This window comes from Paenibacillus sp. sgz302148, from assembly GCF_056120465.1.
This window is the reverse complement of record NZ_JBVYOJ010000018.1, coordinates 77062-89246: the sequence shown is the minus strand read 5'-3', so window position 1 is coordinate 89246 and position 12185 is coordinate 77062. Positions and strand designations below refer to the sequence as shown.

Genomic DNA, 12185 nt, shown 5'->3' with positions numbered 1-12185 from the left:
GATCAGTAAGGGGATGGCACACCATGAGTCCGGATACGTCACGACCTATTCTCGTCACCGGCGCAGCGGGGTTTATCGGTTACCATGTCGCGGCCCGATTGCTGCGGCAGGGCGTCCCGGTCGTTGGGCTGGACAATGTCAACGACTATTACGATACGGCTTTGAAGGAATCCAGGCTCCGGCTGCTGCGCGAGCAATCGCCTCTTTTCCGGTTCGAGCGAATATCGCTCGGAAGTCCGGAGGCGGCTTCGGCGGTCATGCGTCTCTGGCGGGAGCATCGGTTCAAGATTGCGATTCATTTGGCGGCGCAGGCGGGTGTCGGCTATAGTATGGAAAATCCTAGAGCTTATGTGGATTCCAATGTTACGGGTTTTCTGGACGTACTGGAGGCATGCCGCTCGAACGACGTCGATCATTTGATATATGCCTCGTCCAGCTCGGTGTATGGGGCAAATGCGAAGATGCCGTTCTCGGAGCATCATGGCACGGACCATCCCATGAGCGTGTATGCGGCGACCAAAAAAGCGAATGAGCTGATGGCGCATACGTACAGCCATGCTTTCGGATTGCCGACGACGGGACTGCGGTTTTTTACGGTATACGGACCGTGGGGAAGGCCGGACATGGCGCTGTTCAAGTTCACGAAGGCGATATTGGCGGGCGAGCCGATTCAAGTTTACAATTATGGTCGATTAACAAGAGATTTTACGTATATTGACGATATTGTGGAAGGGATTATTCGCCTAATGGAGCGGCCCGCGCAGCCGAATGCGGAATGGAACGGCATGCGGCCCGACCCGGCAACGAGTACGGCGCCGTATCGGCTCTATAATATCGGGAGCAACAACCCGGCCTCCATCATGGACTTCATTGCGCAGCTGGAACGAAGCCTAGGCAAGAAGGCGATCGTCGAGTACGCCGGGCCGAAGCCGGGGGATCTTCCCGCAACTTATGCGGATGTAGACGATTTGATACGCGATGCCGGCTATAAGCCCGACACGCCGCTGGCCGCCGGGATCGACGCGTTCGCCCGCTGGTACCGGATGTATTATCGGATTTAAGCCACAATAGGGGATAACTACTTCTAGAAATGAAACTTGGAGATGCTGTATGCTAGAAATTATCGTATTATTTATGATCGGCCTCGTATCCTCGACATTCGGCAGTATCGTCGGCCTTGGGGGCGGCGTCATTATCGTGCCGGCGCTCGTTTATTTGGGCCCGCACCTGCTCGGACAAGAAATCGGCACCCCGCTTGCGGTGGGAACCTCGCTGGCTGTTTTGATCATAACGGCGCTTGCTTCCACGCTCGTCTATACGAAGCAGAAGAAAGTCGATTATGCGAGCGGCTGGCTGTTTTTTGCGGCAAGCGGTCCTGCGGCGATGGCAGGTTCCGCGCTAACGGGTCTGATGAAGCAGGGAACGTTTCAACTGGTATTCGGGATATTCATGCTCGTCATGGCAGGACTTATGGTCGCAAGGGATTATTTGAAGCCACTTCATATGGAGTGGAAAATAAAACGCACATTCACGGACGCATCGGGGATTGAATCTACCTATGGCTATAACAGGCTGCCGGCGCTTGCCATCGGCGTTGGCGTCGGACTGGTATCGGGATTGTTCGGTATTGGCGGAGGTTCGTTGTTCGTGCCGGCCATGGTGCTGTTGTTCCGTTTTCCCCCTCATATCGCAGCGGCGACCTCGATGTTCGTTATATTTCTGTCCTCCATCTTGGGCAGCGGGGTTCATGCGCTCCAAGGCGAAATCGACTGGCTGCTCGTGCTGATTCTCGCTCCGGGCGCTTGGTTCGGCGGCCGGTTGGGGGCATGGATCGCCAGCAAATTGAGCGGCCCTAGCCTATTGTGGTTGCTGAGGATCACTTTATTCGCGCTCGCGGTGAAGCTTATTATCGACGGACTGGGCCATCATTGAAAATACTGTGAATCCTTCAAAAGTCGAAACTTCGCAGGTACGTAATCGTATATAATATGTATGAGATCTCATAGGAAAGTAGAGTTGATCGTTTTGAACAAGAATGAAACAAAGCCGTATCTTGTCGGCAGCAAAAGCTTCACGGCCGTTGCCATTAACTGTGCGGCGAAAGCAGGGGAATGGATTAAGAGCAAGCTCGGAAATTACAATAGTTTGAATATAAAATATTCCTCGCAGGACCTTGTGACGGAAGTCGACAAAGGTTCGGAGGCGATGATTCGCAATCTGATCCTTACGCATTTCCCGACGCACGCCTTCCTGGGCGAAGAGGGCGTGGAGGCGGGGCCGCAAGCTTCGGCAAGGGCGCTTCAGGATGTGAAGGACGAGGATTACTTATGGATCGTCGACCCGATCGACGGCACGACGAATTTTGTCCACGGGTTCCCGGCCTTCACCGTATCGATTGCGCTTGCGCACAAAGGCGAGGTGATCGTCGGCGTTGTCTACGATCCGTCGCGGGACGAATTGTTCGTTGCGGAGAAGGGCAAAGGCGCTTACGTTCACGGCAAAAAAATGCAAGTATCCGGCGAGCTCAAGCTGGCGGATAGTTTGGTTGCGACAGGCTTTCCGGCCGATCAGGGGTATGCGCTCCCGGTTAATATGACCGGGCTTGCCGCCGTAGCGCCGAAGGTGCGCAATGTTCGCGTTGCAGGCTCCGCGGCTTTGCATCTTGCTTACGTCGCGGCCGGCCGGCTGAGCGGCTTCTGGGAAATCGGCCTGAACGCATGGGACATCGCGGCCGGCGCATTGCTTATTCGCGAAGCGGGCGGCCAAGTGACCGACACGCTCGGCAATCCGTATGAACTGTCCGTACGCAACGTGCTGGCAACTAACGGTAAAGTACATCAGGAGCTGCAAGCCGAGCTTGCCGCTGCGCAAGCAACCGGGCTTTAAGCCGGCAGCGCGGGTGGAGAGGAATGAAAAGACGCAGGTCACCGTAAGGTGGCTTTCGTCTTTTTGTCTAGACTGCTTAATAAGGCGTGGAGGCTAGTCTAAACAGCATGTTGGGCTTAATAAGGCGTGGAGGCTAGTCTAAACAGCATGTTGGGCTTAATAAGGCGTGGAGGCTAGTCTAAACAGCATGTTGGGCTTAATAAGGCGTGGAGGCTGGTCTAAACAGCATGTTGGGCTTAATAAGGCGTGGAGGCTAGTCTAAACAGCATGTTGGCCTTAATAAGGGGTGGTGACTTGTCTATACAGTTTGTTGGCCTAATAAGACGTGGAGACATGTCCAGAAGGGGATTGGGCCTTCGCCACTAGACGTGATGGATTGTGCAGCAGTCGCTCATACTATCCAATAGCAGGGCAAGCACAATATTCGAGTCGTATGAAAGTGAGGCAACGATTGCATGAATGATAAGGAACAGCTCGAGCAGACCGTATCCCGGCTGCTCACGGAAGGCGAAATGAAGAAAGAAGAGGCTGAGGAAGCCGCTCGGAAACGAATTTCGCCGAAATACGAGGTACGCGTTCAGGCAACGTTTGACCCGATCGTGGAAGAAACTAAATTGTACCGGGAGAAAGCCCGCGAAGTTGACGGCCGTTACGATGAGTACATGAGTCGTGCACAGAACAAAGACAAGAAATAGAAGCGGACGTTATGACGATCGTATGCCGCTCCTGCGGACAAGCATCGGCGATTCGCCGGGTGGCTGATCGACAATACGTCGATCGCCTTTGATTCGCCGATGCCGACGATCGATACGGCAAACCGCACCGTCCAAGAGGCCGCTTCGGAAATTCGATATTGGGTGCTGCGCTATTGGGTCGCATAAAGAAGTGTTGCTATATACCACAGATATAAAAAACGGCGGGACCCTTGGTCTCGCCGTTTTAAATTAATCAAGGTTCGGATTCAAATTGAACATTGAACGGTGTAATACGATGCCATCATCACAACAACTGGAAAAGATGCAGTTATTTTTGGCCGGCGAGGGCTTCCTCTAATAATAACTGGAAAACATGTAGTTAATTTCGCCTGTTTAACCGGAAGCACGGAAAATCACGCAAAATAAATACATAAAATCCATTTATTCTTCGCCGAATGCTGTGGAGTGTTCAAAATAAGGACATGGTTTCCAGTTAATTAGTTGAAGAGACTTGTTTCGGCGGGTTGAGTTGCTATTTGAGTTCGCCGAATCGATTCGCCAACTCTGCTACTTCTTCATCAAACGGAATGCGTTGTCCGCCGCTTCAATCGTCTGATCGATATCCGCCTCCGTATGGCTCGTCGTCAGGAACCAGGCTTCGTACTTCGACGGGGCGAGGCATATGCCTTGCTCGAGCATATGGCGGAAGAAAGCCGCGAACTGCTCGCCGTCCGTATCCTGCGCTTCGTCATAGTTCGTGACGGCGTGATCGCAGAAGTGGGTCGAGAACGCGCCGCGGATCCGGTTGATCGTCAGCGGCACGCCGTGCCGCTGCGCCGCTTCGGCGATGCCGCCGGTCAGCCGCGCCGCGAGCGCGTCGAGCCGCTCATAGACGCCTGGTTGCCGCAGCACGCCGAGGCAAGCGATGCCGGCGGAGATCGACGCCGGGTTGCCGGCCATCGTACCGGCTTGGTAAGCCGGTCCTAGCGGAGCAACCTGCTCCATGACCGCCTTCTTGCCGCCGTAAGCGCCGATCGGCAGCCCGCCGCCGATGATTTTGCCCATCGCCGTAAGGTCCGGCTCGATCGCCTGCAAGTCGTCGAACGCGTCGAACGTCTGAGCTGCGCCGTAATGGAAGCGGAACGCGCTGATCACTTCGTCGTAAATGACGAGCGCGCCGAATTCATGCGCCAGCTTGCACAGCCCTTCGAGGAAGCCGGGCGCAGGCATCACCATGCCGAAGTTGCCGACGATCGGCTCCACCATGACGGCGGCGACGTCTTCGCCCCACGCTTCGAGCGCTTCGCGCAGCGCGCCCAGGTCGTTGAACGGCACCGTGATGACCTCGTTTGCGATGCTGGACGGCACGCCTGCGCTGTCCGGAATGCCAAGCGTCGACGGGCCGGAGCCGGCTGCGACAAGCACGAGATCGGAGTGGCCGTGATAACAGCCGGCGAACTTGACGATCTTCGTCCGTTTCGTATAGGCCCGGGCGACGCGGATCGTCGTCATGACCGCCTCCGTGCCGGAATTGACGAAGCGTACTTTGTCCAAGGACGGTACGGCTTCCTTCAGCATTCGGGCGAACTCGATTTCGAGTTCGGTCGGCGTGCCGTATAGCGTGCCGTTCTGGGCGGCTTTGACGATCGCAGCGGTCACCTCGGGGTGGGCATGTCCCGTAATGATCGGCCCGTAAGCGGCCAAGTAGTCGATATAACGATTGCCGTCCACGTCCCAGAAATAAGCGCCGCTCGCGCGCTCCATGAAGACGGGAGCCCCGCCGCCGACCGCTTTGAACGATCGGGAGGGACTGTTCACGCCGCCGACAATGTGCTGTAGCGCTTCGGAATATAGTTGCTCGGATCGAGAATGATTCATAGGGTCTAACCCGCCTTTACTCGGTGTCTTTATTGGCCATTGGCGTTTTTGTCATTCGCCTGTTGCCCGTTTCCTTCCACGGTGCCGTCCTTGGCGCCGTTTCCTTCAGCGTCTCCGCTCGGAGCTGTCGCCGCCGGACTAGCGTCCGTTTTGTTAAACGTATCCTGCACGAATTGCTTCAGCTCATCTTCATCTCTTACGGCAAGCACCGATGCGCCGCGAACTTTGCGCTCCTCGACCAGTTCCATCGGCGGCAGCTGCTCGCTGCCGGTCACCGTCGTATTGTAGCCGAGCGAAGCAAGCTTCAGGATGTCGTTCGCCGATAGGTTCGTCTCAATATACGGAGAGATGCTTTCGATGATTTCGGGCAGCTTGATCAAAGACGTTGTCGTCTGAAGCTTCGTGGCGACCGCCTTCAGGAAGTTGCGCTGGCGTTCGGTACGGCTGAAATCGCTCATGGCGTCATGCCGGAACCGGACGTATTGCAGCGCCGTTTTGCCGTCCAAGTGCTGCATCCCTTTTTTCAAATCAATATCATACACATGATCGTCCGCGGAGTCGGAATACTTCATGTTTTTCTCGACTTCAAAATCAATCCCGCCGACCTTGTCGATGAGAGCGATGAAGCCTTCGAAATCGACATACACATAATACTGAACCGGAATGCCGAGCAAATCGCTGACCGTCTTCATCGACAGGTTCGGCCCGCCGAGCGCAAGCGCGGAGTTGATTCGGTCACTGCCGTGCTCGGGGATTTTGACATACGTGTCTCGCAGGATCGAAAACAGCGACGCTTTTTTCGTTACCGGATCAAACGATGCGAGCATGAGCGAGTCGGAACGCGGCGGTTCGTTTTTGCTTTGTCCGCGCGAGTCACCGCCGAGCAGCAAAATATTGACGCGATCGGTGCCTTCCCACTTCGGCGGCTCTTGCTCCTTCACCGGCTCGAATCTTTGGAAAAGCGACTCGCCTTCCGCTTTTTTCAACCCATCGATTTTATTGTAGACGGAAACGGAGTACCATATGAAAACACCGGCAGCGAGAATGGCCGGAATTAAAAACAATGTCAGCGAAAGCGCCAGATTCGTGCCTCCGGCAGCTTTGATTTTGCTCGCTTGAATGTCCGCGTCGGGATACATCTGTTTGGCCTTGTCGATTTTGGAAATAGTATGATGACGGTATAACGTATTACCAATTAATCCGAAAACGACCATAACAACAAGCGCGATAGCTAATGCAACCGGAACGCCGACGGAGACGACGGTTTTAAGCGTGGAAAGATAAGGACCGATGAGCAGCTGCAGCAGAAAACCAAGGATTGCTGCCGCGATGACGCTATACAGCGTGTTTAAGTACATTTTTCGATATAACATCCAATAAGGGCCTGTCAGGAAAGCGGACCAATTCCAGGAAACGGTCGATTTCCATTTGTTCGAATACACATTTGCGCGTTTGCCGACGAATAACGCCAAATCGGCTTCATCCACCCGTCGCGCGCGGTCAGGCAGTTTGCTGTCCATAACTTCCTCCAATCAAGTTGAGCTTTCGGGCAAATACGAGGGCAATTGAGATTAAAGGCCGTATTCACGTATAATAAGATGATTATAATTTGTACAGACGACAGTTATCAAGTTTGTTCGACAGGAGATGCGGGGCGTGGGTAGTCAACATTTGGCGATTGATGTTCGTAATTTGCGAAAAGAGTTCAAAGTACAAAAAAACCGCGAAGGGCTGAAAGGCGCCTTTCAGGATTTGTTCAGACGGGAGTATAGACAGGTCACGGCCGTTAACGATATTTCGTTCCAAATTCCGCGCGGCGAGATATGCGGGTATATCGGCGAGAATGGGGCGGGCAAATCGACGACGATCAAGATGCTAACAGGCATTTTGGTTCCGACGTCGGGACATATTGAAGTGAACGGATTCGTCCCTTATAAGGAAAGGGAAAAATTCGTCCGCGGCATCGGCGTCGTCTTCGGTCAGCGAAGCCAGCTCTGGTGGGACATCGGCGTGATCGAGTCGTTTGAGCTGCTGCGCAAAGTTTACCGGGTACCGGAGCGGGAATACAAACAACGGCTGGACGAGCTGGTGGAGCGGCTGCAGCTGGCTGATTTGCTCAATCGTCCGGTGCGCAAGCTAAGTCTCGGCCAACGGATGCGGTGCGAGCTGGTCGCTTCGCTGCTGCACAATCCGTCGATTCTGTTCCTCGATGAACCGACGATCGGCCTCGACATTATCGTGAAGACGGAAATCCGCGATTTCTTGCAGACGCTCAACCGCAAGTACGAAACGACGATATTGCTTACCACACATGATTTGCAGGATATCGAAGCTTTATGTACCCGCGTTGTTATGCTCGACGACGGTCAAATTATATATGACGGCGGACTCGACGAGTTGAAAGCGAACTGGGGCAAAGGCAAAGAGGTTCATTTCCAGTTCGGCGAGCACGTGCGGCTCGAGAAGCTGCGGCAACTGACCGAAGGCCTAGACGTCGTATGGTCGAGCGAATCCGGCGATAGCGACATGTCGGCGAAGGTGTGGATACCGCTTGAGGTGAACGTCTCCGACGTGCTTGGCAGGGTGGTCAGCACGCTCAATATCCGCGATATCAAAATCGTCGAAACGAACACGGACGACATCGTCCGCGAAATTTACAAATCCGGCTCGGCCAAAGAGCCTGCCGCCGAGAAAGCGCCGGAGGAACGGGCGGTCACCCATGTTTAGCGCTTATCTCGACATGATCCGCATCCGGTTTCTCATGATGCTTGCGTATCGCGTTAATTATTACAGCGGCATCGCGATCTATGCGATCAATATCGGCGCATATTATTTTACATGGAAGGCGATTTACGGCGGCCAAGCGACGCTTGCAGGATTTTCCGCCGACCAGATGACGACGTACGTCGCCGTATCGTGGATGGCGCGGGCGTTTTATTTCAACAATCTGGACCGGGAAATCGCAAACGAAATTCGCGACGGCAGCGTGGCGATCCAATTCATCAGGCCTTATAAATATTTGATCGTCAAAATGATGCAAGGTCTCGGCGAAGGCATTTTCCGTCTGCTGCTGTTCATGGTGCCGGGAATGATCATCGTTACGTTGCTATTCCCAGTCAAGCTGCCGACCGATCCTTGGACTTGGGCGATTTTTCTCGTCATGCTCGTATTCAGCTTCCTGATCAATTCGCAAATCAATATCATAACCGGGCTGCTGGCCTTTTTCGTGGAAAATAACGAGGGCATGATGCGGATGAAGCGGGTGCTCGTCGATTTATTTTCCGGAGTCGTCATTCCGATTTCGTTTTTCCCTGGGTGGCTGCTTCCGGTAATGAAGGTACTGCCGTTTCAGGCGATCACCTATCTTCCAAGCTCGGTGTTCACCGGCCGGGTAAACCATGCGGAGGCATTTCAGGCGCTTGGCATTCAAATCTTATGGTTCGTGCTGCTCATCGCCCCGATCTGGTGGATATGGCGCAGGGCGAGACACCGGCTGTTCGTGCAAGGAGGTTGATACGGTGCACAGCGCTTCGTTATTTATCGATTATTTGAAAAATTATATCAAAACCCGGCTCACCTACCGGTCCGACTTCTGGGTGGAGGTGTTGTCCGATCTGTTGTTCCAGGGGATGAATCTGATCTTCATCTTCATCGTTTTCGGACATACCGACCAGCTGGGCGGCTGGACGGAGGCGGAGGTTGTTTTCGTATACGGGTATTTTATGGTGCCGTACGGATTGTTCAGCTGTTTCTTTAATTTATGGGGCTTCACGGAAAAATATATCGTCAAAGGCGAAATGGACCGCATCTTAACGCGGCCGGCATATAATCTGTGGCAAATCCTGCTCGAAAACATGGACCCGCCCGGATTGATCGGCTCGTTTGTCGGCCTCGCCATTATGGTCATTTGCGGCACTCAGCTTGGGATCGACCTGACATGGTACGATCCGCTCGTCTTTGCGTTGCTGGTCGTAGGGTCGCTGCTCATTTATGCCGGCGTTTATATTTCGCTGACCGCGATCGGATTTTTTTCCGATGCCCCGACCGGCATTTTGCCGCTCATGTGGAATATACAGAACTATGGGCGGTACCCCGTTTCGATTTACAACCGGTTCATTCAAATATTGTTAACCTGGGTGCTGCCGTTTGCGTTTGTCGGCGTATATCCGGCGGCGTATTTTTTGGACCGGGATATTACGAAGTCATTTGCGCTGCTAACGCCCGTTGTCGGCCTCGTGTTTCTTGTGATCGGCTTGTCGATCTGGAACTACGGCGTGAAGCGGTATCGCGGCGCAGGCTCCTAATGCCGGATTTGCCATCATCACCCGGTCAGTCATCATAGGAGCAATTTTGGAAAGGAGCAAGTTCAGATGTCGCAAGTGGAAGTAGGACAAATCGTACCGGATTTTACGTTGCCCGCGTCGAACGGGAAGCAGGTGTCGCTCAGTCAATTTCGCGGCAAAAAAGTCGTCATTTACTTTTACCCGCAAGACATGACGCCGACGTGCACCGAGCAAGCATGCATGTTCCGCGATTACAACAATAAGTTCAAACGTTCGAAGACGGTCGTGCTTGGCATCAGTCCGGACGAATTAAAGTCGCACGATAAGTTTATCGAAAAGTATGAGCTGCCGTTCCTGCTGCTGTCCGACGTTGATCGGAAAGTATGCGAGCTGTTCGACGTGTGGCGGATGAAAAAGCTGTACGGACGGGAATACATGGGTGTCGTCCGGTCGACGTTTCTAATCGACCAGGAAGGTCGGCTCGTTCGCGAATGGCGTAATGTTAGGCTGAAAGGCCACGTCGAACAAGTGCTTGCGGCGGCGAAGGAAATGCCGGAGCAATAAAATCAACGATGAATAGGCGCCGTGAGGCATCTTTTAAAGGTATAGAATTTATAGTTCGGGGTCTCCGCAAAGTACTTGAATCAGGTTCGAAGCCAAGCCCCACTTTGTGGGGTTTTTTGCTACACAAAAGGGAAAAGCTTCATATACCGAGAACGTAGACTCTTCAGCCCTTCGCTTTCCAGCGGAAACAGTTTCCTGCGTCTTTCGATTAAGAGAAGGATGTCGGCCATAAGTTGAATTTGAAGGAAATTGAAGGAACTTAAGGAACTTAAGGAACTTAAGGAACTTAAGGAACTTAAGGAACTTAAAGGAACTTAAAGGAACTTGAAGGAACTTGAAGGAACTTGAAGGAACTTGAAGGAACTTGGTTGATGTCCGTATGGAGCGGACTTTTTTTGAAAAATGTCTTTTGAAAAGTGGACACAGACATATGATTCGGAAATAATGGTACTGTCCGTCGTGTGCGTACAGATACAACGTATATAACAAATTTGTCCGTAATAGGAGGACATTCGGTAGGGTTGGAGTGTAATGTAAGGTGTCCGCTTTTAGACGGACAAATGAGGCGTTTTGTCCTTCTAGAGTGTACAACAAGTCAATCCAAGGCACATTTTGAACCGTGATCTCGGTTCTGATAAAATGAAAGAAATGAAGGGAGGGTTTCCCATGCAAGAGGAAATCAAGAACAACGCGACCGAACCGGCTTATGAGCTCGCAACCTTTGCCGGAGGCTGCTTTTGGTGCATGGTATCGCCGTTTGAGGAGATGCCCGGCATCGTCAAGGTCGTGTCGGGGTATACGGGCGGGCATAAAGAAAACCCGACGTACGAGGAAGTCTGCTCGGAAACGACAGGCCATACGGAAGCGGTACAAATTACGTTCGACCCTGCGGTTTTCCCATATGAGAAGTTAGTCGAGTTATATTGGCAGCAAATCGATCCGACCGATGTAGGCGGACAGTTCCATGATCGCGGGGAGTCCTACCGGACCGCCATCTTCTATCATAACGAGCGCCAGCGGCAAATCGCGGAGGCTTCCAAGCAAGCCCTTGCGGCGAGCGGACGGTTCGACAAGCCGATCGTGACGCCGATCGAACCGGCTTCCGCATTTTACGAGGCCGAGGAGTATCATCAGGGCTATTACAAGAAGCAGCCTTTACGATATAAGATGTACCGGAAAGGCTCGGGACGCGATGCGTTCATCAACAAGCATTGGAAAATGGCGAAGGATACCGAGCAGTTGAAGCGGGAGCTTACGCCGCTGCAGTACGAGGTGACGCAGAACAGCGCAACCGAACCGCCGTTCCGCAACGAATTTTGGGACCATAAGGAAGAAGGCATTTACGTCGATATCGTATCGGGTGAGCCGCTGTTCAGCTCGCTCGACAAGTTCGATTCCGGCTGCGGCTGGCCGAGCTTTACGAAGCCGATGCATCATGCCGGCGTGACCGAGCATAGCGATTTGAGCCACTTCATGGTGCGTACCGAGGTGCGCAGCCAGCAGGGGGATTCCCACCTGGGCCATGTGTTTAACGACGGCCCTGGGCCAACGGGTTTGCGGTACTGCATCAACTCCGCGGCGCTGCGGTTTATTCCGAAGGATGAGCTGGAGAGCCAAGGTTACGGGCAATATAAGAAGTTGTTCGAAGGGAATTTATAAAAGCAAAGAGCAAAGCGAAAAAGAACCTTGCTGCTGCGAGGTTCTTTTTCGCGTGCGAATATTTGTTTTCCGTAAGCTAAGGTTTGATTTACGATCGCTTGCACCAGATACAACAATATTGCATCCAACTTGCCGATTCGATGCAATTGTTGTATCTGGTGCAGGAATAACGGCGATAACGAGCGACGATTGCTTGAATTGTTGTACTGGGTGCAAGATC

At 53.1% G+C, this 12185-nt stretch carries 11 protein-coding genes; 9 read left to right on the top strand and 2 right to left on the bottom strand.

Annotated features, from left to right (window positions below; genetic code table 11):
- Positions 1-23 precede the first annotated feature (23 nt).
- The 4 genes from AC0LWM_RS24185 to AC0LWM_RS24170 all read left to right on the top strand — a co-directional run bounded on the left by AC0LWM_RS24185 (position 24) and on the right by AC0LWM_RS24170 (position 3581).
- A complete protein-coding gene (locus AC0LWM_RS24185) occupies positions 24-1061 on the top strand; it encodes an NAD-dependent epimerase (RefSeq protein ID WP_474677570.1) in 1038 nt (345 codons plus the stop codon).
- Positions 1062-1110: 49 nt separating this feature from the next.
- Positions 1111-1932: a sulfite exporter TauE/SafE family protein gene (locus tag AC0LWM_RS24180; protein ID WP_474677569.1), complete on the top strand. Its 822-nt coding sequence runs from the start codon at positions 1111-1113 to the stop codon at positions 1930-1932.
- Between the two features lie 60 nt (positions 1933-1992).
- A complete protein-coding gene (locus AC0LWM_RS24175; protein ID WP_474677568.1) occupies positions 1993-2886 on the top strand; it encodes an inositol monophosphatase family protein in 894 nt (297 codons plus the stop codon).
- Between the two features lie 455 nt (positions 2887-3341).
- Positions 3342-3581, top strand: coding sequence for a hypothetical protein (locus AC0LWM_RS24170; protein ID WP_474677567.1), 240 nt, complete (start codon positions 3342-3344; stop codon positions 3579-3581).
- Between the two features lie 567 nt (positions 3582-4148).
- On the opposite strand, the gene AC0LWM_RS24165 is transcribed toward AC0LWM_RS24170, so the two are convergent.
- Positions 4149-5459, bottom strand: coding sequence for a glutamate-1-semialdehyde 2,1-aminomutase (locus AC0LWM_RS24165; protein ID WP_474677566.1), 1311 nt, complete (start codon positions 5457-5459; stop codon positions 4149-4151).
- A 29-nt stretch (positions 5460-5488) separates the two neighbouring features.
- Complete coding sequence (locus AC0LWM_RS24160) at positions 5489-6979, bottom strand: LCP family glycopolymer transferase (protein WP_474677565.1); 1491 nt, start codon at positions 6977-6979, stop codon at positions 5489-5491.
- 136 nt (positions 6980-7115) lie between these two features.
- On the opposite strand from AC0LWM_RS24160, the gene AC0LWM_RS24155 reads away from it, so the two are divergent.
- From AC0LWM_RS24155 to msrA, 5 genes are all read left to right on the top strand, one after another.
- A complete protein-coding gene (locus AC0LWM_RS24155) occupies positions 7116-8186 on the top strand; it encodes an ABC transporter ATP-binding protein (RefSeq protein WP_474677564.1) in 1071 nt (356 codons plus the stop codon).
- On the top strand, positions 8179-8973 hold the full coding sequence (locus AC0LWM_RS24150; RefSeq protein WP_474677563.1) for an ABC transporter permease: 795 nt from the start codon (positions 8179-8181) through the stop codon (positions 8971-8973). Before AC0LWM_RS24155 ends, AC0LWM_RS24150 begins: the two co-directional genes overlap by 8 nt.
- Positions 8974-8977: 4 nt before the next feature.
- Positions 8978-9763, top strand: coding sequence for an ABC transporter permease (locus AC0LWM_RS24145; RefSeq protein WP_474677562.1), 786 nt, complete (start codon positions 8978-8980; stop codon positions 9761-9763).
- Between the two features lie 66 nt (positions 9764-9829).
- Positions 9830-10306, top strand: coding sequence for a thioredoxin-dependent thiol peroxidase (gene bcp / locus AC0LWM_RS24140; RefSeq protein WP_474677561.1), 477 nt, complete (start codon positions 9830-9832; stop codon positions 10304-10306).
- A 666-nt stretch (positions 10307-10972) separates the two neighbouring features.
- Positions 10973-11965, top strand: coding sequence for a peptide-methionine (S)-S-oxide reductase MsrA (msrA, locus tag AC0LWM_RS24135; protein ID WP_474677560.1), 993 nt, complete (start codon positions 10973-10975; stop codon positions 11963-11965).
- The last annotated feature ends 220 nt before the right edge of the window (positions 11966-12185 follow it).